Raw genomic sequence first — 24,027 nt, 5'->3', positions numbered from 1 at the left:
GGCTATGAACCCCAGGACATAAAAATAAAAGGGACCGGTGACATCAATGTCGTCCTGGTCCAGTCCTCGGTCAACCTGGAAGAAGTCGTAGTCGTCGGCTATGGCTCCGAGAAAAAGGAAGACCTGACCAGCGCCGTATCTACCGTGAAGTCGGTGGAGCTGAACGAGAACCATGCGAGCACCGCGGTCTCGGATATGCTGGCCGGCCGGCTGCCCGGCCTGTACGTCCAAAGGACTACGGGGACGGTCGGCGGTGGTTCCGATCTCAAGGTCAGGGGCCTCAGTACCTTTAACAATTCGGACCCGTTGATCGTCATCGACGGCATCCCCGACCGCAGCCTCGACGACCTGAGCCCGACCGACATCGACGCCATATCCGTGCTAAAGGACGCCTCCGCGATCGCGGTCTATGGCGCCCGGGCGGCGAACGGCGTCATCCTGGTCACCACAAAAAGGGGTAGGGCAGGCCGGCCGGAGATCAGCTTTAGCAGCACGCTGGTCGACCAGATGCCGACGTTCATGTATAAAAAGGGAAGCTCCTACGACTATGCGACTTTGCAGAACGAGGCGTACAACAACGAGGGGTCGTATAACCCGGCCTTCGGTATGGGTTTCACGCCCGACCAGGTAGCCTTGTACAAGAGCGGCACCGATCCCGATCACTACCCGAACACCGACTGGGTCAAGGAGCTGACCGACGGGCATATCCTGCAGTCCAGCTACAACCTGTCGGCTTCCGGCGGCGGGGAGAACGTCCGGTATTTCCTGTCCGCGGGGTATGTAACCAACGGCGGTTTTGTGCCGGTCGAATATTATAAGCGCTGGAATGTGCGCAGCAACATCGACGCGAACATCACCAAAAACCTGAAGGTCAACCTCAACCTGGGCGGCGTTTTCAGCACGACCAACGGCGAAGGCGTGTACGGCCTGGACTATGTCATCGGGCAGGCGCTGGAGACGCCCCCGATCCGCGTGAACCGCTTCACCAACGGGTTTTACGCCTATGTGCCCGAACAACGGGGCAATGCGGGTGTACAGGCCGATGGGCAGACCGGTTTTAACACCACGTACAACAACACGTTGAACGGGACCCTGAACCTCCAATGGGACATCCCCTGGATCAAAGGCCTGAGCGTCGTGGGCACCGGCGCATACGACAAGGGGTATGTCTTTGGGAAAAGGTTCGCCAAGCCTTTCGACCAGTATTCGATCGACAGTTCGGGGAACTTCACCCAGGTGCCGTCTTATCCAAGCGCGCCCTACCTCAGCGAGAACTTCACGCAAAATGTGTCACTGACGATGGAAGGGTCGCTGCGCTATGCGAACGCCTTTGGCAAACACCACGTCAGCGCGCTTTTGCTGTACACGCAGACACAGGATAACACCGACCTCTTTTCCGCCGAGCGCCAGAACTTCGTGTCGGGCGCGCTGCCCCAGCTCGACCTCGGGGACCCCTCCCAGTCGACCAACGGCGGTAACGCGACACTGTCGACGCGTCAGGGCATCGTCGGGCGGGCAACCTATGACTACGACTCCCGGTACCTGCTGGAATTCAGCTTCCGGGACGACGGGTCGGACATCTTCCCGCCGGGTCACCGCTTTGGTTTCTTCCCGGCCGTTTCGGGCGGATGGGTGATATCCCGGGAGCCGTTTTTCAAGAATATAAAAAACCTGGACTTCCTGAAGCTGCGCGGCTCCTGGGGTGAATTGGGCAACGACCGCGTGGCGCCCTACCAGTTCCTGACGACCTATTCATTGGTCGGCTCCCAATATGGCGGTGGCGGTTACACCTTCGGCGGTTCCAATCCCACCTTTTACCAAAGCTTGCAACCGGGCGTGCTCGCCAACCCCAATTTTACGTGGGAGCGCGCGATCATGACCGACATAGGTCTGGAGGCGCACTACAAGGGCGACCTGGTGACCTTTGAAGCCGACTGGTTCCACAAACGGACCCGCGACATCCTCGCGCCGCCCAACCTCCAGGTGCCGTCCGTCATCGGTGCGTCGCTGCCCGACTTCAACGACGGGATCGTGGACAACACCGGTTTCGAGTTCACGTTGGGGCATCACTACCACGCCGGCAAGGTCGGTTACTACGTGGAAGGCAACATGAGCTTCAACCACGACAAGATCGTGTATTACCCCGAGTCGCTGAGCACGCCGCCCTGGCAAAAGATCACCGGTACGTCGGTGGGCGGATTTTTCAATAGCCCGTATTCCTTCTATCCATCCGGTCCTTACCTCGGCTACAAGTCCGCGGGTCTTTACCAGACCGCGCAGGAAGTGGCGGCCGGACCGACGCCCTTGTTTTCGACCGTGGGACCGGGTGACATCAAATACGTGGATGTCGACAAGGACGGCGCGATCACCGCCAACGACGAAGTCGTCATCGGCAACAAGTTCTTCCCCGGTATCCAATACGGCGTCCGTTTCGGCGCGAACTTCAAGGGCATCGAGTGCAACGTGCTGCTCCAGGGATCGACAGACGTCCGTGGGATCAACCAAGCCGCGTACAACAACCTGATCCCCGCTGAGGCGTGGATGCAGGACCGATGGACGCCGGAGCATACCAATGCTTCCTTCCCGAGGCTCTGGATCAACTACCAGGAGAACGCCCAGACATCCACCTATTGGGTCGTGAACACGGCGTATATGCGGGTAAAGAACCTGGAGATCGCGTACAACCTCCCGCACAAACTGTTGAACCGCGCCTTCAAGTCGATTCGGGTCGCGGTGTCGGGGAACAACCTGATCACCTTCACCAAATTCAAGTGGTACGATCCCGAGTCTTTCAACATCAACAACTCGACCGGAGATGTAAGCAACCCGCTGATGAAATCGCTCACCGCCGGCCTCACCGTCCAATTCTAATCCCATGCGATACAAAATATTGTATATATTCCCGCTCATCGCGCTGGCTGCCTGCCAGAAGCACTTCCTCGACAACGCCCCGCTGACCCAGTACAGCGATGCGAACGTGTGGCAGGACAGCGCCCTTATCACGCGATATGTCGACAACATCTATGGCAACATCATCAGCAACTTTGACTTCGTCGCGAACACCGGGATGATCGCGTCCTTCACCGACGAAGCGAAGCTCAACCACGAGGCTTCCTTTTATGCGGCCAACGCGGTGAATACGGGGCAGTATACCTCGGCGACCAACCTGTTCGACGCCTTTTGGTCGGGGACCGGGAGCCAGCCGACCGGCGTGTATGTGAACGTCCGGAGCTGTAACCTTTTCCTGGCGCACCTGGCGACGATGCCCCTCAGTGAGGCGACGAAGAACCAGCTGACGGGCGAAGTCCGCTTCCTGAGGGCCTACAATTACCAGTTCCTTTATTCCCTTTTCGGCCGTTTCCCGATCATCGATACCGTGTATGGCATCGGTGACAACGGGCTGTACACCCAACGGTCCTCCGACGACTCCTGTATCGCTTACATCCTGGCCGACTACGACGCGGCGGCGGCCCTGTTGCCGACCCAGTACTACGCGTCGACCGACATCGGGCGCGCTACCCAGGGCGCTGCGCTCGGGATGGAAGTCCGCCTGTTGCTCAACCAGAAACGGTACAGCGACGCCGCGGCCAAGGCGAAGGCCGTCATGAACCTGGGTGTCTACCAGCTCTTCGGCGATTACGAAAGCATGTTCTACCCGGAAAACGACGACAATCCGGAAGTGATCTTCAACAAGGAATTTGGCGGGGACCTGACGGGCCAGGTGAACTACGTCGACCTGTACGAGAACACGTCTTTCTTCTCCGGGTTCTTTGGTCTCCAGGACTGCCCAACCCAGAACATCGTCGACCAGTACGAAATGACCGACGGCAAGCCCTACGACCAATCCCCGTTGTACAACCCCGCCCGTCCCTACGCCAACCGCGACCCGCGGCTGGCGGCGAGCATCCTGTACGACTCGTCCGAGTGGCTGGGCAACGTCATGGACATGACCAGCGGTTCCTTCTACAATCCCATCGCAGACGCGACACCCACGGGGTACATGCTCCGGAAATTCCTGAACCCGAACTATATCTTCTACGGCAACAACACCAACTACCAGAACTGTATCATCCTCCGGCTGGCGGAGATATACCTGGACTACGCCGAATGCGAGCTACAGTTGGGCAACGCGGAAGAAGCGCGCACCTACGTAAACCTGCTCCGCGAGCGCCCCGGGGTCGGTATGCCCGACATCCCCGCCGGTCAGCTGACCTGGGACGCCTACGTCCGCGAACGGACCGTCGAGCTCGCCTTCGAAGGCGAGCGCTGGGAAGACATCCGCCGCTGGGGAACGGGGCCGCAGCTGATCGGCGCCGACATCTACGGCATGCAGGTCAACAACGCGGGCGGCGTCCACCAATACCAGCGGGTGCAGGTCCAGCAGCGCGTGTTCGACCCGAAAATGTATCTTTTTCCCATACCCTTACAGGAGCTGACCAAATATCCGGCGGGTCAGGTACTGGAACAAAACCCCGGATGGAACTAAAAAAACGAGTAGTTATGACATATACCTTCCTGGCGCTCCTGGCCCTGGCCGGCGCCAATCCCCACGGATACGACCTCGCCGGCGCCAACCCCCACGGGTACACCGTGACCGGCTATATCAAAGGCCTCAAGTCAAAAAAGATCTACATCGAATGGGCTGTCGGCGATTCGGTGCACATAGACTCCGCCGCCGTGACAGACGGCCGCTTCCAGGTAACCGGGCACGTCGACCAGCCGATGCTGGTCTACCTCTCCACCAAGGAAAAGGGCGCGCAATTTTTCCTGGAGAACGCGAAGATAAAAGTAGCCGGTCACATCGACTCCCTGGACAACATCCGCGTGACCGGTTCCCGGACCCAGCTGACGTATGACAGCCTCCGCGCCTCGACAAAGGACGTGACCGACCAGCTCGAAAAGGTATATACGCAGTACAGCGCCGCGCACAAAGCCAAGGATTCCGCCGGGATCGCCGCCGCGGAGGCCAGGATGGACGAGCTCGACGCCAAAAAGTCCGAACGGGTAGTGGCGTTTATCCATGACCATCCGGAAAGCCCTGTATCCTTAAGTGAGATATCGGGGATGTCTTACACCGGGGACTACCAAAAGCTGAACGGGTTGTTCAGCGGTCTCGACGCGTCGCTCCAGGCCTCCATGCTCGGCAAAGCGATGTCCCACCGCCTCGGCATCCTTAAAAAGACCGCGGTCGGCGAAACCGCCATGGACTTCACCCAGGACAACATGGACGGTCAGCCGGTAAAGTTTTCGGACTACTATAAAGGCCGCTATGTGCTACTGGACTTCTGGGCCAGCTGGTGCGGTCCCTGCCGGGCCGAAAACCCCAATGTGCTCAAAGCCTATAACAAGTATAAAAGCAAGAATTTCGTCGTCCTGGGCGTCTCCCTCGACGACAAGGGCAACAAGTGGAAGGAAGCCGTCGCCAAGGACGGCATGCCCTGGGCGCAGGTCAGCGACCTCCAAGGCTGGCGGAACGCCGCCGCCAGCCAATATGGGATACAAGCCATCCCCTTCAATTTCCTCGTAAACCCCGACGGCGTCATCATCGCCCGGGACCTCCGCGGCGGCGCCCTGGAGAAAAAGCTGGCCGAGGTCCTGGGCCAGGACACGCTGGCCGATCTAAAAGCCGCCGTGGAAGCCTACCCTGACAGCCTCGCCCTCCACGAACGCTTTATCAAGGCGTTCCGGGAAAGTATCCCGAACGCGACCTGGTCCAACTTCGATTCCGTCATTGCCCTCCTCAAACCGCAGTACGACCAATGGATCCAACGCTTCCCGAAATCGGCCATCGTCCCCTTCGCCATGGGCAACGCCTTCGCTAACGCCGAGAGTCCAGAGGCAAAGCCCTACCTGCTCAAAGCCGTCGCCCTCGACCCGGGTATGTCCGATGCCTGGTCCGACCTGGCCATCGACGCGGAACGCTGGGGCGACTTCGATGCTTCCGACGGTTACCTGAAGAAAGCGATGGACGCCTCACCCAATAGCCCCGACTACGCCGCCTCCTATGCCTTCGCCATGGAGCGCACCGACCCCGTTAAATACCGCGCGCTGAGCCTCGACGTCGCCCGCCGCTTCCCCACCAGTGAACGCGGCGCCCAGATGCTGTACTGGCTCGCCTATCGCAGCGCCGACCCCAAGGATAAAAAGGACATATTTCAACAGTTAAGGGACAAGTTCCCGCCCGCGAAGTTCAGCTGGTCCGCGTCGGGCATGACGGGTTATTTCGACTTGCTCCTGTCCGGCGACCCAGCCCAGGCGTTGACACTCGCGGAAGAAATGTCCAAGATTGCCACCGACGATTGGGATAAGAAACAATGGGACGCCAACCTCAGCGCCGGTAAGGCCGTCGTGGCCGCCAGGCAAGCCCTCGATGCCGGCCATCCCGCCGACGCCGTCGCCACCCTGGACCAGGTAAAGCTCAGCAAATACTCCGACGCCCGCGAGACCGTCTATCTCCTGAAGGCGAAGGCCGCCGACGCCAACGGCAACCCGGCCGCCGCGGTCGACACGCTGATCTCGTTCTATGCCAAGGAGCCCTCGGACGACGTCCACACCGCCATAATCACCTACGCCCGTAAAGAAGGGAAAAAGGCGTCCTGGGTCGACGCCGAGGTACAAAAGGCCCGGCTGGCCGCCGCCACCGAAGCCCCCGCCTTCAACCTCTATGCCTACAAAACCAACGATACGGTCTCGTTACAGTCCTACCGCGGCAAAGTAGTCCTCCTGACCTTCTGGTTCCCGGGTTGCGGCCCCTGCCGCGGCGAGTTCCCGCACTTCCAGAGCGTCATCGACAAGTTCAAGGGCCAGGACGTCGCCTACGTTGGTATCAATGTCGCGACCAGCCAGGACCCGTACGTGCTCCCCTTTATGAAGTCCAGCGGCTACAGCTTCACCCCGTTGCGCGATGGCGACGCGGGAGCGCAAAAGGCCTATCACGTCCGCGGCGAACCCACCAATTTCGTGATCGACCGCGACGGCCGGATCATCTTTTCCAATTTCATGATCCAAAACCCCAAGGCCGTCCGGATGCTCGAATTGATGATCGGCTCCGTCCTGGCGCAAAAGGCATAGCTATGAAGTTATCCATCTGTCTCTGTTTTCTCATGTCCCTGGCGTTTGTCCGGCCTGCCTTAGGGCAGGCCGACGACGCCGTCAAATGGTCCTTCTCCGTCGTCCGGACGGGGGAGGGCCAATTCGATATCCACCTGACCGCCGCGCTCGAGGATGAGTGGCACACCTATTCCCAACAGACGCCGCCGGGTGGCCCGGCGCCCACCGCTATCTCCATAAGCCCCAACCCACTATTGACATTCGACGGCCCTGTCAAAGAGATCGGCAAGCTCGACAAGCACTTCGAACCCCTTTTCGGTGTCCAGGTCCTCCAATATTCCGGCAAGGTCGACTTCGTCCAGCACGTAGTGCTTAAGCACCCCGTCAAGACGACCGTCACCGGTAAGGTGACGTTTATGGTGTGCAACGATCACGAATGTTTGCCGCCGACGGCAAAAGCGTTTAGCCTTTCGTTGCCCTGAATCACGCCCCCTTGTTAAATACCCCCCAATATTTTAGCCTGTTAATTACCGGTACGGATATTGGTCTATTGCACATAAACGATTATGAGCAAAAACAAGAGCGGCAAGAATGCCAAGAAAGCCCCGGCCGTCCATCCCAAAAAGACCGTCTCCGATTACCAGGCCGCGAAGAATACCAAGGAAGACATACTGCCCTCTGTGAAGGGCAAGCAGTAGCGACCGCCCCATGCCATCGTATAAACCTGGGGTCCGCGGAATTGTAGCCTGTTTGATGATCGCCCCTGCCCTCGCCCGCGCGCAGGATGCGACCAATATGATCCCCAAACAAAGCGCGGTAAAAGATACATCCCGGCAAACCGACCTGATCGATATCGCCAAAGGGTTGTTTCGCATCAACCTCAAGAAGCCGAGGACGCAGGGGGAAAAGAAGATTTATTTTTCCGTGCTGCCCGTACCCGGTGCGGTACCGGGCGGGGTTGGCCAGGCATTGGTCACGAGCACGACGGCGGGGACGTATCTCGGTCCGAAAAGCACCACCAACCTATCCTCGGTCACGTTCGCACCATACTGGAACCTGAAAAGCAGGTTTGGGCTGCCCTTGCGGTCCAATATATGGCTCAGCGACAATACCTGGGTTATACAAGGCGATATCAGGTTCCTGATCTACCCGCAATACACCTGGGGCCTGGGTAGCGGCCGGGTCAACGCCGAAAGGACCCTGGTGGATGACCGGTATATCCGGTTTTACCAAAGCGCGCTTAAACGGATCACCCCGTATTTCTTTGCCGGGGGCGGTTATAACCTGGACTATCGGAGCGGTATAAAAAGCGACGATCCCAACGTCGACCTGAAGCAGTTTACGGGGTACAGCTATGGCACCGGGGGCGGCTCGGTATCCTCGGGTGTCAACCTGTCTGTCCTTTACGATACCCGGAATAATTCGATCAACCCGTTACCAGGCTCTTATTTGAATATCGTATATCGTATGAACCCGGCTTTCCTGGGAAGCAATAATACCTGGCAGTCTTTGTATGCGGACGTCAGGCGGTATTTTCCCCTGAACCCGTCGAATAAGAACCAGCAGAATACCCTGGCTTTCTGGTCATATTTCTGGACAGTATTTAATGGGAAGACCCCGTACCTCGACCTGCCGAGCATCGGCTGGGACCCCTACAACCGTTCGGGGGAGGGCATCGATCAGAACCGGTACCGCGGAAAAACGTTGTTTTATTTTGAAAGCGAATACAGGAGGGATATCACGGCCAATGGGCTCTTGGGTTTCGTGATATTTGCCAATGTCAATACCGTCAGCGGCTCCGGTACCCTTTTCACAGCCTGGCACCCCGCGGCGGGCACCGGGCTCCGGGTGAAGTTCAACAAAGCCTCGCGTACCAATATCGCCGTCGATTATGGCTTCAGCAAAGGATACAGCGCGATTATCCTCAACCTGGGCGAAGCATTTTAACCGTCTCCCCGCGTCTTATCTTCTTCTTTGGGAAGCAATTGGCTTAAATTCAGGTCCTGGATATCCATTTCCCTTTCCACCTGCCGTATCGCTGTGTCGCCAAAGTCTCCATCCTTGTGAAGCTTTAAGAGCAGGTCCCGCTGGAACTGACCGATAGTTATCTGCGCTTGTTGCATAGCCGTCAGCGTTCTTACCGTCAGCTGCTTATCCTCCTGCTCATTTTGCGTATGGGTGTCGATTTCTTTAGCCAGCTTGCCGGCCAGCTGCTCGTATTTCGCTCGTAGGGCTATTCTAATCTGCTCTTTGGGCTGCGGGTGAAACTCGTAGTCGATAAAATGCAGCGTGCAGTTCGCAATGTGTAGCTGGAGTTGTTTTTCTTCTTTGTCTTCGTTGTTCGAGGGCTTCACGTGGAGAAGCCGGATCAGCAGCGGTAATGACAGCCCCTGCACTACCAGGGTTACAAAGATGACAACGAAACAGATAAAGATAATCAGGTGCCTTTGCGGAAATACTTCCCCGTTATACAACGTGAACGGCAGGGCCAGTGCGGTAGCCATGGAGATCACCCCCCTTGTGCCTGTCCAGGCTACGATGATGACGTTTTTCCAGTCGTCATACCGCTCATTACCCGAAGTCGATTTGAAACGCTTGTTCAGGGGCCCGAGTGAATAGGCGCTCGCGAAAACCCAAATCATACGAACTACGATTGTAGCGAGGCTGATTATCAACCCATATCCTATCAACGTAGGCACCCTGTAGTTCGTCAATTGTTTTACAATACCGTGCAATTGCAGGCCGATCAGTATAAAGATGAAACCGTTCAATAAAAACAACAACGTATCCCAAATGACCGAGGTACGCATCCTTGTCCGGTAAGAAAATATTTCCTGCGATCGCCAGGATAGGAGGAGCCCGGTGCTTACTACCGCCACAATGCCCGAAGTATGCAGCTGTTCGGCGGCCAGATAGGACAAAAAAGGGGTCAGCAGCGTAAGCCCGGTTTCGACCACCGGATGGTTGATGATCCTTTTGTGTATGACAATGAGCACGTAGCCGATCGCCAGTCCGATTAATATCCCTCCGCCCGCCACCAGCAGGAACTGCAAGCCGGCCTGCCAGAGCAGGAAGCCCCCGGTAATGCTCGCCGCCAGAGCATACCGGTAGACGATCAATGCGGAAGCGTCGTTGATGAGGCTTTCCCCTTCGAGGATGCTGATAACGTGTTTGTTCAAGCCAAGCCCTTTGATGATGCCGGTTGCCGCCGTCGCGTCCGGCGGTGAGACAATGGCCCCCAGCAGGAAAGCCAGCGGCCAGGTCATCGTCGGGATACAATAATGGGCGGTAACGGCGACGACAATCGTGGTAAAGAAAACGAGGGTGATCCCCAAGGCCGATATGGGCCTTATATTCGTTTTAAAGTCGTGCCATGAGGTGCGAAAAGCCGCATCATACAACAAGGGTGGTAAGAACACCAGGAAAATGACATCCGGATCCAGCGTCAGATTGGGTAACCCGGGGACAAAGCCTATGATCAACCCTGCCAGGACCAGGAATACGGGGTTGGGAATCTTAAGTTTGTCGATGAACGATGATAAGCTGATCAGCACGGCCAGAATGAAGATAATGACCTTGAAATTTTCCATTATGGCCTCTTTGCTTTCAGGCTGCTGGCCAGCATTTTGACGACCCGGGCATAGTCGCGCTCCGTTAAATGCTCTGAAATCGCCTGGTGATTGACATCGGCCAGGAAACAGTATAGAAAACCGGCGGTGGCGTTGTATGGATCTCCCGGCCGGTCCGATTTGGCATGATGTACGTGGTGCGAGATCACATAGGTCTCTTCGGGGACGATGTTGATGGTCAGGTTCCGGGTCAGGAACCGCCAGAATTTGTTGCTGAAGGAATAAGCGTTGTGGGTGCAGTAGCGGTGGTACCAGATGGTGCCGTGGGTTCCCATGACGATCATGCTGTACACAAAAGCGATCCCCAGCAGGGGAAAGGAGAAGTCGCGGAACAGGAAAGCGACGAGACAGCCCATCAGCAGCAGCACCTTCATCCAGTGGAAAAATGGCAGGCAGTTCTTTTTTGTCTTGAACACGTTCAAGCCGGAAAAGAATTCATGATGGCATCCTGAAACATACCCAAAATTAGACCTTTCCGGCCGGCCCGGGCGTTGCATCATTATTGGGGGGATGTTGTATAATTCACGGATTTCACCGGTTCTCGATCCGCGCGTTCTGCTGCGATTCCCCCGCCGCCCGGCTCTTCGCCCCACCGCTTCCAAACCGGTACGCAAACGTCAGGCTTCCCCTGGCGCTGTACGTAACCCGTTCGAAATTGAGCGCCAGCGCGTCGCTCTCGCGGAGGAACCGCCACCGGCGGGTATTGAAGATGTCGCGGCCGTTCAGCGTGAGGCTGGCCCTTTTGTGCCAGAAATCGTATTTCGCCGCCGCGTCGATGCCCCAGGCCGGCCGGTAGAGGTCCTGGAATTTCTTGTCCTCAGCGAAGTAGTCGGCCCGGACCTGCAGCGACAAAGAATGCCCCACCGTAACGTTGTTCGTGACGTTGGCGTTCCAGCTCAGCCCATGCGTGGCGCTGATGCCATAGGCCGAATCCCCGGCGTTGATCCGTTCATACACGTTGACGTTGGCGTCGAATCCCCACGCCTTCACCGGTTGGACGTGGCCGATGAGCTCGAGTCCCGTATTGATGGAACGCTTCAGGTTGGCGGCGATGGTATAGGTCACGTCATCCACCGGTACGGTCTGTACGTGCTTGATTACGTCGTTCACCTGGGTATAGTACGCCCCGGCGGTCAGCCCCGCAAAGGCATAGGTCAGCTCCGCGGAGTGGACGCTCTCCGGCAACAACCGGGGATTCCCGGCATCGTAATTCACGGGGTCTGATATGTCAAAAAACGGATCTAGCTCGCCGGGTGTCGGCCGGAGTACCCGGCGGGAATAGTTCAGCTGTATCCGTCGCCCGTTGGACAGCCGCTTGATGACCGAAAAGCTCGGATACAACCCCCATGTATTGACCGGTATCGCCTGTGTGACCGGCCGTCCCAATGAGTCGAAGCTTTGCAAGCGTCCGTCGAACCGCCCGAATTCCCCCCGGATACCGGCCTGGAAGGAAAATGCGCGGATGTCCCGGTGAAAGGTTACATAAGCGGCGTGCACCTGGGTCGTACTGTTGAAAAAATTGGTAAAGCCATACTCCGGCGCGTATGGCTCGAGGTTATAATCCCACTCCTGGTTATCCCCGACCCTGATTTGACTGCGTAACCCCGCTTCGAAGTGCCCGTCGGTAAAGTCCAGCTGGAAGTTGTAGTTCCGGCTGTGTGTGGCCTTGATGTCCTGTAAGGCCGCGGCGGAGTCAACAGGGTAGGACACATACGTACTGTACACCTGCTGCTGATGCGTGACCCCATCCGCGACATCGGCATCCAGCGAGAGCGTGCGAAGCGGATTCCGGAAAGCATGCGTATAATCCACGGTCAGCTCGTAGCTGTGCTCGTTGCCATCGGTGCTGTTGTCGCGGGTACTCAGCAGCGCCGGCGACCCTCCGGCCGTCAGGTTATCGACCGTTAACCACTCGTTGCGCACACGGGTGGACGCATTAAGGGCGCCGGTCAGGGACAATTTGTCCCTAGCGGACGCCGCGTAATCCAACCCGGCCTTGGCCGAATGGAGGTCGGTAACACTGACGGAAGGGAAGGTTTCATGGCTATACCGGACGGAGTCGGCGGACTGGAGGTAGGTCATGTCCTGGAACCCGTTGCTGTACGTATTGCGGTGCTGGTAGCTGTAGTTGGCGTACCAGTCGAGCTGACCGTGTTGATGGCTGAGCGATGCCGTGGCGTTATAGTTGCCCCTCGTTCCCCCGGTGACCGCGGCGGAGCCGTTCCACCCGGCGGCGTTGTGCTTCTTCAGCACGATATTGATCACCGCCTGCCCCTCGGCGTCATACTTCGCCGAAGGATGGGTGATGATCTCCACGCGGTCGATGGCGCTGGCCGGGATGGACTGCAATACTTGCGCCGCCGTACCCCCGCCGATCACCGAACGCTTCCCATCCACGAGCACGACCACGTCGGTCGCCCCGCGGAAGCTCACCGTCCCATTCGCGTCTATCTGCAACGTGGGGACGTTCTGCAGCAGGTCGGCCGCCGTGCCGCCTACGCTCACGAGGCTCTGGTTCACGGCAAAGACCTTTTTGTCCAGCCCGGTGCGGAGGGTAGGGGACCGCCCGGAAACAGTGACTTCGGCCAAAACCCTGACGGAAGAAGTACTGTCCTGCGCCCACGAGCCCGATACGGCGCCCAGGCACCAAAGGCCGAAAAGAAGTTGCTTCATGGGACAAAGGAATACCGCCCGCCCGCAGGGAGAAAAAACGTTCAACCCAGCCGCCAACAAGCTAAACACACGCCGCCATCACCCTATATTGAGTCAAATCCCCCGTCTGTTGAATCCCCCCGGGCCGAAAACCGGAAATCGGCTATTTTGCAGCATGAAGCAAAGGGCGACGCTCATCCGACTGCAATACCTGGTATGGCTGGCCATCCTGCTCATGAGCTTCCTATCCATGGTGTCCAGCGACGGGATACAACGCTCGGCTACTTACGCCGTCATCAACACCTGTTTTTACGCGTTGATCATATACGGCAATATCCGCCTGCTGTACCCCCTGTTCTATGAAAAAAAGCGCTACGGAACCTACGCCATAACATCGCTCCTGCTGTTGCTGTTGACGGGCGCCGGGAAGTACTATATCTCCTACGCCATACACAACGACTACTATCGGAACGCCCCCCGCCTGCAGGACGTGGGCACGTACGTGGCATTCATCCTGATGGGCATCACGGTCTTCATCCTGAGCTTTGTCTTCCGGCTGGCCATCGCCTATTTCCTGGTCAAACAGGCGTCGGAGGAGGCCCAGCTGCAACGGAGCCAGTTCGAGCTCAAGCTGCTGAGGGCCCAGGTCCAGCCACACTTCCTCTTCAATACCCTCAACAACATGTATTACGAGGCCTTCCTGGATTCCCCCCGGACGGCGCTCCTGATCGAACGGTTGTCTGAGATCATGCGGTATTTCGTCGACCAGAGCAACCAGGAGACGGTGCCACTGGCAACGGAGGTACAGTTCCTGGACAACTATATCGCGCTGGAAAAGATCAGGATCAACCCGGAGCCGGAGATTGTCTTCGGCAAAAACATCGACGGCAAAACCCCGATCCCCCCCATGCTGCTGATGACCTTTGTCGAGAATATCTTCAAGCACGGCATCGACAAGATCACCGGTTGTAACCGGGTGGAGATGTCATTAACGCAGCAAAACGGCTACCTTTATTTCCGCACGCGGAATACCCTCAACCGGCACGCAGACCAACCCCAAAAAGGCGGGCTTGGGCTGGCCAACCTCCAAAAACGCCTGTCCATCCTGTATGACGACGATTTTACCCTGGATACGGTCAATGACGGCCGGTATTTCACGGCAACCCTAAAAGTACCCCTGCATGAGTCTACGGTGCATGATAGTCGATGACGAGCCCAACGCGGTCAACCTCCTGGAAGTGCTGATAGGGCAAAGCACTTCCTGGCAGTTATCGGCCAGGTGCCACAATGCACTCGAGGCCATCGCGTTCCTAAAGAACAACGAGGTGGACCTCCTTTTCCTGGACATCAATATGCCCCTGCTGAACGGCATGGAGCTCGCCGCCCTGCTCTCCGAAGACACGGCGATCGTCTTTACGACCGCCCATTCCGAACACGCCGCGGAAAGCTATACCTTCAACACCATCGACTACCTGCTAAAGCCGATCACGCTCAAGCGGTTCCTCGCCGCCGCCAAAAAGGTCGACGCTTATTTCCAACCGCGCCTCCCCGTTAGCGACAGACCAGCGGAAACCAACCACGAGTATTTCTTTGTCAAATCCGGTTCCGAGCTCCGCAAAATCCTGTTGCCCGACATCCTTTTTTTTGAAAGCCGGAAGGAATATGTGCGCGTCGTGACCTCCACCTTCGACGTGATGACCTACCGGCGGCTAAAGGACATAGAAGCGCAGCTGCACCTACCCTTTGCCCGCGTCCACCAATCCTACATCGTCAATATCCGCCAGATCCACAAGATCCAGGACAACCATATCCACATCGGCGACATACGGATACCTATCGGCGAGAAGTTCAAGGACGGCCTGATGGAAATGATCCGGCGAAAGACGTTTTAAGCGGGAGCGCCGGTAAGATCGCGGTGGCGATGTCCCCGAATAAGCTTACTTTACAGGCTGTCCCCCCTCTCTCCCCCTTTTCTATTATGATGAAAGTTACGGCCAGTACGGTCTTTGATATCTTGTCCCGCCTGCGCGTCTATTTCCAGGGTTCCGCCGATGCCCGGGACGACGACAACGAAGAACCCTTCCGCTCGGGGTTGTATACCTCGGATCAGCTGAACAGCCACGGGAAAGACATCGCGTCATTGCACCGGTTGCAAACGGGCCGCACCTCGGATCAATTGCTCAAACGACTGGCCGACAACGAGGAGACCCTTCTCGAAGTTCGGAACCTGCTGGTCGGCAACATCAAAGCGGGCAAAACCATCAGCCCCGGGGCGGAATGGCTGATCGACAACTTTTACCTCATCGAGGAACAGGTGGTCCTCGCGCGGAAGCACCTGCCCAAGGGATACAGCGAGGCGCTACCCGCCCTGGCGGGCGGTCGCTTCGTCGGGATGCCCCGGGTCTATGACATCGTGCTGGAGATCATTTCCCATAGCGACGGCCGGGTCGATGCGAGCAACCTCGGGAGCTTTGTAGCGGCGTATCAGACCGTCACCGATCTGACGCTCGGCGAGCTCTGGGCGATCCCCATCATGCTCAGGCTGGCCGTCATCGAAAACCTCCGGCGGGTTTGCGGGAGGATCGCGCTGGATATGATCGATCGCAACCTGGCCGACTACTGGGCGGACAAGATGATCGATACGGTAAAGGAAGACGCGGCCCAGCTGATCCTGACCATCGCCGACATGGTCAGGTCGAAGCCGCCGTTGAGCAGCCCGTTCGTCGCGGGTCTCACCCGGAACCTGCAGGGCAGGGGGCCCGCGCTGGCGTTGGCGCTCAATTGGCTGGAACAGCAGCTGTCGGGCATGGGCGCCAGCAGCAACGACCTTGTCCGCCAGGAAAATCAGGCGCAGGCAGCCGACCAGGTGTCGGTCCGCAACAGCATCGGTACCTTGCGCGCCATCGAAACCACCGACTGGCGGGAATTCGTCGAGAAGCTAAGCTGCGTGGAGCAGGTGCTCACGCAGGACCCCGCCGGCACGTATCCCAGGATGGATTTTACGACGAGGGACCGCTATAGACACGTCGTGGAATCCATCGCCAAAAGCGGCGGGCTCCCTGAAAAGCAGGTCGCGCAAACCGCGCTTACCCTCGCGGAAAACGCCGGAACGGAAAAGACGCGCCACGTAGGCTTCTACCTCATCGACAAGGGAATGCGGCAGTTGACGCGGGCGACCGGCATCCGGTCCCGCAGGTTGGTGCGCTCGGCGCAAAAGGTCCCCTTCTTTTTTTACTTCGCCTCGATCGTATTGCTGACCTGGCTGATAGCGACCGGGTTGTCCTATATGCCCTATAGCCAGGGGATTCGCGGCGGCGTGCTGCTCGCGGTCGTCGCGGTGCTGGCCGTCTCCGCTTCAGCGCAGCTCGCCGTCTCGCTCGTCAACTGGCTGTCGACGCTGCTGGTCAAGCCTAAGGTCTTACCCCGGATGGACTTTTCAAAAGGTATTCCCGAAGCGTGCCGTACCCTGGTGATCGTCCCCACGCTGCTATCCGGCAAAGCCTACATCGAGACCCTGATGGAGGGTTTGGAGATCCGTTTCCTCGCCAATAAAGGCGACAACCTGCACTTTGGACTGCTCACCGACTTTACGGATGCCAATACCCAGCACCGAAAGGAAGACCAGGAATTGACCGACCTGGCGGTTGAAAGGATCGAAGCGCTGAACCAGAAATATAAACAGAACGATAACGACATCTTCTTTTTGTTCCATCGCGCCAGGGTCTGGAACGAGGGGGAACAAAAATGGATGGGGTACGAACGAAAAAGAGGAAAACTGGCGGCGCTCAACGCCTTGTTGCGGGGCCGCGACGAAAAGGAGTTTTCCCTCATCATCGGGGACTACCGGGTCCTGCGCGCGGTGAAATACGTCATTACCCTGGATTCGGACACGCAGCTTCCGCGCGATTCCGCCTGGAAGCTCATCGCGGCGATGGCGCATCCCCTGAACCACCCGGAATATGACCTCCGGAAGAAACGCGTCACGGAGGGATATGGAATATTGCAGCCAAGGGTCGATACGAGCATCCCCGTGACGACCACGTCGCTTTACCTGCACATGCAGGGCAGCGTTTCCGGCATCGACCCCTATACCCGCGTCACATCGGATGTGTACCAGGACCTTTTTGACGAAGGGTCTTTTATCGGGAAGGGCATCTACGATGTAGATACCTTCGACCTCGCCTTCCAGGATTTATTCCAGGAAAACCGCATCCTGAGCCACGACCTGCTGGAAGGCTGCTATGTCCGGTCGGGGTTGCTGAGCGACGTCTTCCTCTATGAGGAGAACCCCGCCCAGTATGAAACGGACCTCCGGCGCCATCACCGGTGGATCAGGGGCGACTGGCAGATCGCGGCCTGGCTCCTGCCGTATGTCAGGACCGGCAAGGGGCACCTGACCCGGAACAGGCTTTCCGCCTTGTCCCGCTGGAAGATATTCGACAACCTGCGGCGAAGCCTGTTACCGGTATCGCTCTTGTCCCTTTTGTTGCTCGGCTGGTTCGTCCTGCCCTTCCCCTGGTTCTGGACCCTGGCCGTGTCCACCATCATCCTTTTACCCCCCATCGTCGCTTCGGCCTGGCAGCTGTTGAACAAGCCCGCCGACCTGACCCTGAAAGCGCACCTTTCCGAGGTCGCCGGTAACCTGCAGATCACGGTGATCCGGTTTGTCTTCGGACTCTCCATCCTCCCGTACGAAGCTTTCCAATACGTGGACGCGATCCTGCGCACCCTTTGGCGGATGATCGTCAGCCGCCGGAAGCTATTGGAATGGACGCCCTTTGCTACGACTACGTCAAAGAACCGGGACGGCCTGCTGTCCGCGTATCGGTCGCTGGCGATCGTACCGCTGCTCTCGCTGGTCTGCACGGCTTTCCTGGTGGGGAACCCGGTGGCTTTTCCGGTCAGCAGCCCCATCCTGCTGTTGTGGCTCCTGGCCCCCGCGCTCGTCTGGCGCCTGAGCAAGCCCCGGGCGAAGGACCGGCCCGACCTGGCGGAACAGGAGCTGGCGTTTCTGTATAAGACGGCCAGGAAGACCTGGGCGTTTTTCGAACAGTTCGTGACCACCGGGGACAACTGGCTGCCACCCGACAACTTCCAGGTGGAGGAGGGCGGCGTCCTGGCCCACCGGACATCGCCCACCAATCTCGGCCTGGCCCTGCTGGCCAACCTGGCGGCGTATGACTTTGGCTATGTGTCCATCAGCAGGCTCCTGGACAGGTGCGGCCGGACGTTGCAGTCTATGGATACCCTCGAGCGCTTCAAAGGCCATTTTTATAACTGGTACGATACCCGGTCCTTAGCTCCGTTATACCCGCGGTATGTATCGACCGTGGACAGCGGCAACCTCGCCGGCCATCTCCTCACCTTGCGCCAGGGATTACTGGCCCTTCCCGGGCAACCCCTCGTGGGTAAAAATCTATGGCAGGGCCTCCACACGACCGCGGGCATCATCGCCGAGCTGTCAAAAGGACAACCGGCCGGGCCGGCCAGCCGGTTACAGGCGTTGCTGAAGCGCGCGGCGCCGGAGAAAGATTCATTGACCGCTACAAAGGATGCGCTCGAGGAAATGGCGCGCCTCGCCGGGGACCTGCAATTTCCCGCGGAGCTGTCGGATTGGGCCGGCCGGCTGTCGCTTCAATTGAAGGACCACCGGGACCACCTGCTGGACCTGGCCCCTTGGGTGGATTTCCTACCGGTACCCGAATGCTTCCCCAGGCTGTCATCGTTGGAGCACATACCGACGCTCCGATCGATGCAGGAGATGAAAATCGTTTACCAGGCGGCTTTCGACGAATATGAACGACAGGAGCGCTCCGCCGCGGAAAAAGACTGGCTCCGGCGGATGCAGGCCGGCGTCGATGAAGCGTCCCTCCGGGCGGCCGAAAAGATCGGCCGGATCGAGGAGCTCGCGGATCAATGCGAAAAGTTCAGCGACATCGAATATAATTTCCTGCTCGAGCCCACCACCGGGCTCCTGCACATCGGGTATAACGTCGAAGAGCAGACCAGGGACAATAGTTTCTATGACCTGCTCGCCTCCGAAGTCCGCCTGGGGATCTTTGTCGGCATCGCGCAAGGCAAGCTCCCACAGGAGAGCTGGTTCGCGCTGGGCCGCCTCCTCACCAACCCCGGCGAAGACCCCGTCCTGCTGTCCTGGAGCGGGTCGATGTTCGAGTACCTGATGCCCCAGCTGGTCATGCCTTCCTACGAGAACACGCTGCTGGCCCAGACCGGCAGGGCCATGGTCCGGCGCCAGATCGAATACGGCGATCAGCATGGCGTTCCCTGGGGGATTTCCGAATCGGCCTATAACCTGGTCGACGCCAACCTCACCTATCAATACCGCGCCTTCGGTATCCCGGGCCTGGGATTGAATCGCGGCCTGGAGGACAACCTCGTCATAGCGCCCTATGCTTCGATGCTGGCCCTGATGGTCCTCCCCGAAAAGGCCGTTACGAACCTCCAGGCCCTGTCCAGAAAAGGGCTGGAAGGGGCGTATGGGTTTTATGAGTCCGTCGACTATACCGCTTCCCGGCTGCCGCGAGGCAAGACCTCGGTCGTTGTCCGATCCTTTATGGTGCATCACCAGGGCATGGGTTTGCTGTCGCTGGCGTATGTGCTCCTCGACAAGCCCATGCAGCGGCGGTTCACGGCGGAGCTCCGGTTCCAGGCAACCCTGTTGTTGCTCCAGGAGCGCATCCCCCGCGCCGCCCTTTTTTACGCGCATACCGCCGATATCGTCGAACCCCCGTCCCGGGTAACCGGCGCACCCGTACGGGTCATCAATACCCCCTTCACGAGGATCCCGGAGATCCAATTGCTCGGCAATGGCCGCTATCAATTGATGATTTCCAATTCCGGCGCCGGGTACAGCCGCTGGAACGACCTGGCGGTTACCCGCTGGCGGGAAGACCCGACAAAGGACGACCACGGTATTTTCTGTTACATCAAAGACACCGGCAGCGGCGAATGCTGGTCGAATACCTACCTGCCCACCTTACACGCCGCCCGGAAGTACGAAGTATTGTTCTCGGCGGGGCACGTCGAGTTCCGCCGGCGCGACAACGGCGTCAACACCGTTACGGAGATCGTGATCAGCCCGGAGGATGACATGGAGATGCGACGGATAAAGATCACCAATACCACCCTGTTTACAAAAGTCATCGAGGTGACCAGCTATGCCGAATTGGTCATAGCCACGCAGGCGTCGGACGAGGCGCATCCGGCCTTCAGCAACCTCTTCGTACAGACGGAAATCCTCCCGGAGCACCACGCCGTGGTCTGCACCCGCCGGCCGCGATCGGAAGAAGAGACGCCGCCCTGGATGTTCCATTTGATGAGCGTCCATGGGGCCATGGCGGAAGCGCCTTCCTATGAGACGGCGCGGTCGGCCTTTATCGGTCGCGGCCGGTCGTTGAGCAACCCGCAGGCGATGGACGGCGACTCGCTGTCCGGTCATCATGGCGCCGTGCTCGATCCCATCGCCTCGATCCGCTACCGCATGACGGTCAAGCCCAACCAGACCGCCACCGTCGACCTGATCTACGGCATCGGCGAAACGAGGGACGCCTGTGAAAGCCTGATGCGTAAATACAAGGACGAGCACCTGAAAAACCGCGCTTTCGAGCTAGCGTGGACGCATAACCAGGTATTGCTGCGCCAGATCGACGCCACGGAAGCCGACGCCCAGCTGTATGACCAGCTGGCCTCCTCCGTCGTTTACCCCAATCCCGACCTGCGCGGCGACCCGGCCGTGATCCTGAACAATTTCAGGGGGCAGTCGGGTCTTTGGAGTCATTCGGTGTCCGGAGACCTCCCGATCGTGTTGCTTCATATGACCGACCCGGAAAACCTGGACCTGGCGCGCCGGATGATCCAGGCGCACGCATACTGGCGGCTGAAGGGGCTTGCCGTAGATCTCGTCATCTGGAATGAGGATCACGGTTCGTACCGGCAATTGCTGCTGGACCAGATACAGGGGCTTATCAATACCGACGCGGGTATCCAGTCCAATCAAAAGTCCGGCAAAATATTCGTACGGTCCGCGGATCAGATATCCCCGGAGGACCGTATCCTCTTTGAAAGCGTCGCCAGGGTTATCATCTACGACCATAAAGGGACATTATCCGAACAGGTGAATCGCCTCTTCGCCGAAAGGGCCGGTTCGCCCTTTGTACCGACGGGACCCGTGGCGCCGGATGAATTACCCGGTAAGACCACGCTTCCCGGTAACCTTCTTTTTGACAATGGAACGGGGGGCTTCGCCCCGGACGGCAAGGAATACAAGGTCCTTACCGACCGGAAGAAGACGAGCCCGGCGCCGTGGGTCAACGTGATCGCCAACGCGGATATGGGCACGGTGATCTCCGAAAGCGGCTCCGCCTATACCTGGGCCGTCAATGCCCACGAATACCGGCTCACCCCCTGGAGCAACGACCCGGTGAACGACGCCGGCGGAGAAGCCTTTTACCTGCGCGACGAGGAGTCCGGCTATTTCTGGTCTCCCGTGCCGTTCCCCGTTCGCGGCGCCACGCCCTATCTGGCTACGCACGGGTTTGGCTACAGCCATTTTCAACACACCGAGCAGGGTATCGCTACCGAGCTCTGCGTGTTTATCGACGAGACGCTGCCGGTCAAGTGGATGGTGTTGCGGGTAAAAAATCTTTCGGGCCGCAGGCGGAGGCTTTCCGCCACCGGCTACCTCGACATCGTGCTGGGGGATGTTCCCGCCAGGACGGGCATGCACATCCTTTCCGAACCGGACGCGGATAGCGGCGCCCTGCTGTTCAGGAACCGGTATAACCCGGCATTTTCCGACAGGGTCAGCTTTTTCAGGGTGGATGACCCCGGGCAGCCGGCCTTTACCACCGACCGGCTCGAATTCATCGGCCGCAACAGGAACCTGCAGGACCCCCAGGCCATGCACCGCAAAAGACTTTCCGGCAGGAGCGGCGCCGGTATGGACCCTTGCGCCGCCTTACAGGTAACCATCGATCTCCCCGACGCCGCTGAAAGGGAAATGGTATTCCAGCTGGGAAGCGCCGCGAGCACCCGGGAGGCGCTCGAGCTCATCCAACAGCTGTCCGGGCCCCGGACGGCCTCACCCGCGCTCGACCGCGTAAAGCAGCACTGGGCGTCGATCCTGGGCGCCGTGCAGCTCACCACGCCCGACGACGCCGTGAATATATTCGCCAACGGCTGGCTGCTGTATCAGACGCTGTCGTGCCGCATCCTTGGCCGGAGCGGGTTTTATCAATCCGGCGGCGCCTTTGGATTCAGGGACCAGCTCCAGGACGTGCTGGCCCTGCTGCATACGCGGCCGGACCTGGCCCGCGAACAAATACTGCTGCACGCGTCCCGGCAATTCGTGGAGGGTGACGTGCAGCACTGGTGGCATCCGCCCGAGGGCAGGGGCGTCAGGACCCGCTGCTCCGACGACTACCTATGGTTGCCCTTTGTGGTGGCCAGGTATGTGGCCGCTACCGGTGATGAAGACGTTCTGGGGACTCACGTCGGCTACCTGGAAAGCCGCGCCCTGTACCCGGGGGAGGAGTCCTTCTACGACCTGCCGGCGGCCGCCGGCGTGAACGGGACGCTCTATGAGCACTGCGTCCGGGCTATCCGGCACGGGTTACGTTTTGGCCGGCACGGTCTGCCGCTTATGGGCACGGGCGACTGGAACGACGGTATGGACAAGGTGGGCTACAAGGGCGAAGGAGAAAGCGTATGGCTGGCCTTTTTTCTATATGACGTGCTCGTCCGGTTCGCCGGCACCGCGGATGCGTTCAAAGATCATCTCTTCGCCGAGATCTGCCGGGCGGAAGCCGCCGGTATGCAGACCCGGATCGAAACGGCCGGTTGGGATGGGGAATGGTACCGGCGGGCCTATTTCGACGACGGTACGCCCCTGGGATCGAAAGAAAACAAGGAATGCCGGATCGATGCGATCTCCCAAAGCTGGGCGGTACTGTCCGGGGCGGCTGAAGCCGGTCGCGCCTCCATGGCCATGGACGCCCTCGACACGCAGCTCGTCCGGAAAGAGCTGGGGCTGATCCAGCTACTCGATCCCCCGTTTGATTCAAAAGCGCTGAACCCGGGTTATATCAAGGGGTATCTACCGGGTGTGCGGGAGAATGGCGGCCAGTACACCCACGCCGCGGTCTGGGCCCTGATGGCTTTTGCCCGGCTGGGGGCGCGGGAGAAGGTGTGGCAGCTCCTGGAGATGATCCACCCGGTACGCCATGCCCTCGATACGGCGGCGGTCGATCGCTATAAGACGGAGCCCTATGTCATGGCGGCGGATGTCTATGCCAACGAGTCCCACAAGGGGATGGGCGGCTGGACCTGGTATACCGGGTCGGCGGGTTGGATGTACCAGTTCCTGCTGGACTCGTTTATCGGGCTGGAGCGACGGGGGGACCTGTTGCAGCTGAGACCCCGTTTCCCGCTGCACTGGCCATCGGTTCACCTGGTGTACCATTATGGGACCTCGGAATATCGCATCACCGTTTTCCAGCATTCGGACAATTCAACCTCGCGGTGGAAAATAGACGACCGCCAGGGTGAGGGGAGCGCCATCCGGCTGGAAGACGACGGTCAAAGCCATGGCGTGGAAATACATTGCGCGGCCTTTGAGACCGCTTAAACGCCGGCTCAACCGATTGCGCATCTTACAACGCATCCCGGAATCCCGTTT

The 24,027-nt window shown here is 58.8% G+C and carries 12 protein-coding genes; 9 read left to right on the top strand and 3 right to left on the bottom strand.

Annotated elements, in window-relative coordinates; all coding sequences use genetic code 11:
* The 6 genes from VL547_RS17900 to VL547_RS17875 form a co-directional block, all read left to right on the top strand.
* Nucleotides 1-2,871, top strand: a 2,871-nt coding sequence (locus tag VL547_RS17900) for a TonB-dependent receptor (protein WP_325580414.1), incomplete at its 5' end; no start/stop codon positions are given.
* Nucleotides 2,872-2,875: 4 nt separating this feature from the next.
* Nucleotides 2,876-4,486 carry a RagB/SusD family nutrient uptake outer membrane protein gene (locus VL547_RS17895; protein ID WP_325580412.1) on the top strand — a complete coding sequence of 537 codons (1,611 nt, stop codon included), beginning with the start codon at nucleotides 2,876-2,878 and terminating at the stop codon, nucleotides 4,484-4,486.
* A gap of 14 nt (nucleotides 4,487-4,500) precedes the next feature.
* On the top strand, nucleotides 4,501-7,071 hold the full coding sequence (locus VL547_RS17890; RefSeq protein ID WP_325580410.1) for a redoxin domain-containing protein: 2,571 nt from the start codon (nucleotides 4,501-4,503) through the stop codon (nucleotides 7,069-7,071).
* A 2-nt stretch (nucleotides 7,072-7,073) separates the two neighbouring features.
* A complete protein-coding gene (locus VL547_RS17885) occupies nucleotides 7,074-7,532 on the top strand; it encodes a protein-disulfide reductase DsbD domain-containing protein (RefSeq protein ID WP_325580408.1) in 459 nt (152 codons plus the stop codon).
* A gap of 84 nt (nucleotides 7,533-7,616) precedes the next feature.
* Nucleotides 7,617-7,748: a hypothetical protein gene (locus VL547_RS17880; RefSeq protein WP_325580403.1), complete on the top strand. Its 132-nt coding sequence runs from the start codon at nucleotides 7,617-7,619 to the stop codon at nucleotides 7,746-7,748.
* Nucleotides 7,749-7,803: 55 nt separating this feature from the next.
* A complete protein-coding gene (locus VL547_RS17875; RefSeq protein ID WP_325580401.1) occupies nucleotides 7,804-8,997 on the top strand; it encodes a BamA/TamA family outer membrane protein in 1,194 nt (397 codons plus the stop codon).
* Here VL547_RS17875 and VL547_RS17870 read toward each other — a convergent pair.
* The 3 genes from VL547_RS17870 to VL547_RS17860 form a co-directional block, all read right to left on the bottom strand.
* Nucleotides 8,994-10,640, bottom strand: coding sequence for a Na+/H+ antiporter (locus VL547_RS17870; RefSeq protein ID WP_325580399.1), 1,647 nt, complete (start codon nucleotides 10,638-10,640; stop codon nucleotides 8,994-8,996). The two genes, VL547_RS17875 and VL547_RS17870, sit on opposite strands and share 4 nt — an antisense overlap.
* Entirely contained in the window at nucleotides 10,640-11,095 is a 456-nt protein-coding gene (locus tag VL547_RS17865) for a fatty acid desaturase (RefSeq protein ID WP_325580397.1), read from the bottom strand. Before VL547_RS17865 ends, VL547_RS17870 begins: the two co-directional genes overlap by 1 nt.
* Before the next feature lie 115 nt (nucleotides 11,096-11,210).
* Nucleotides 11,211-13,352 carry an outer membrane beta-barrel protein gene (locus VL547_RS17860; protein ID WP_325580395.1) on the bottom strand — a complete coding sequence of 714 codons (2,142 nt, stop codon included), beginning with the start codon at nucleotides 13,350-13,352 and terminating at the stop codon, nucleotides 11,211-11,213.
* 154 nt (nucleotides 13,353-13,506) lie between these two features.
* On the opposite strand from VL547_RS17860, the gene VL547_RS17855 reads away from it, so the two are divergent.
* The 3 genes from VL547_RS17855 (at nucleotide 13,507) to VL547_RS17845 (ending at nucleotide 23,976) form a co-directional block, all read left to right on the top strand.
* Nucleotides 13,507-14,541: a sensor histidine kinase gene (locus VL547_RS17855; protein ID WP_325580394.1), complete on the top strand. Its 1,035-nt coding sequence runs from the start codon at nucleotides 13,507-13,509 to the stop codon at nucleotides 14,539-14,541.
* A complete protein-coding gene (locus tag VL547_RS17850) occupies nucleotides 14,513-15,223 on the top strand; it encodes a LytTR family DNA-binding domain-containing protein (protein ID WP_325580392.1) in 711 nt (236 codons plus the stop codon). Before VL547_RS17855 ends, VL547_RS17850 begins: the two co-directional genes overlap by 29 nt.
* 86 nt (nucleotides 15,224-15,309) lie before the next feature.
* On the top strand, nucleotides 15,310-23,976 hold the full coding sequence (locus tag VL547_RS17845; protein ID WP_325580390.1) for a GH36-type glycosyl hydrolase domain-containing protein: 8,667 nt from the start codon (nucleotides 15,310-15,312) through the stop codon (nucleotides 23,974-23,976).
* Nucleotides 23,977-24,027: the final 51 nt, after the last annotated feature.

Origin of the sequence: Dinghuibacter sp., assembly GCF_035492835.1 — a bacterium.
In the GTDB taxonomy this organism is placed as follows: domain Bacteria; phylum Bacteroidota; class Bacteroidia; order Chitinophagales; family Chitinophagaceae; genus Dinghuibacter.
This window is presented reverse-complemented; position numbering and strand designations above follow the sequence as displayed.

What these genes read in the sequence shown, in the direction of transcription:
- VL547_RS17895 (WP_325580412.1), top strand. Translation starts at nt 2,876, where the DNA reads ATGCGATACAAAATATTGTATATATTCCCGCTCATCGCGCTGGCTGCC.
- VL547_RS17890 (WP_325580410.1), top strand. Translation starts at nt 4,501, where the DNA reads ATGACATATACCTTCCTGGCGCTCCTGGCCCTGGCCGGCGCCAATCCC.
- VL547_RS17885 (WP_325580408.1), top strand. Translation starts at nt 7,074, where the DNA reads ATGAAGTTATCCATCTGTCTCTGTTTTCTCATGTCCCTGGCGTTTGTC.
- VL547_RS17880 (WP_325580403.1), top strand. Translation starts at nt 7,617, where the DNA reads ATGAGCAAAAACAAGAGCGGCAAGAATGCCAAGAAAGCCCCGGCCGTC.
- VL547_RS17875 (WP_325580401.1), top strand. Translation starts at nt 7,804, where the DNA reads ATGATCGCCCCTGCCCTCGCCCGCGCGCAGGATGCGACCAATATGATC.
- VL547_RS17870 (WP_325580399.1), bottom strand. Translation starts at nt 10,640, where the DNA reads ATGGAAAATTTCAAGGTCATTATCTTCATTCTGGCCGTGCTGATCAGC.
- VL547_RS17860 (WP_325580395.1), bottom strand. Translation starts at nt 13,352, where the DNA reads ATGAAGCAACTTCTTTTCGGCCTTTGGTGCCTGGGCGCCGTATCGGGC.
- VL547_RS17855 (WP_325580394.1), top strand. Translation starts at nt 13,507, where the DNA reads ATGAAGCAAAGGGCGACGCTCATCCGACTGCAATACCTGGTATGGCTG.
- VL547_RS17850 (WP_325580392.1), top strand. Translation starts at nt 14,513, where the DNA reads ATGAGTCTACGGTGCATGATAGTCGATGACGAGCCCAACGCGGTCAAC.
- VL547_RS17845 (WP_325580390.1), top strand. Translation starts at nt 15,310, where the DNA reads ATGATGAAAGTTACGGCCAGTACGGTCTTTGATATCTTGTCCCGCCTG.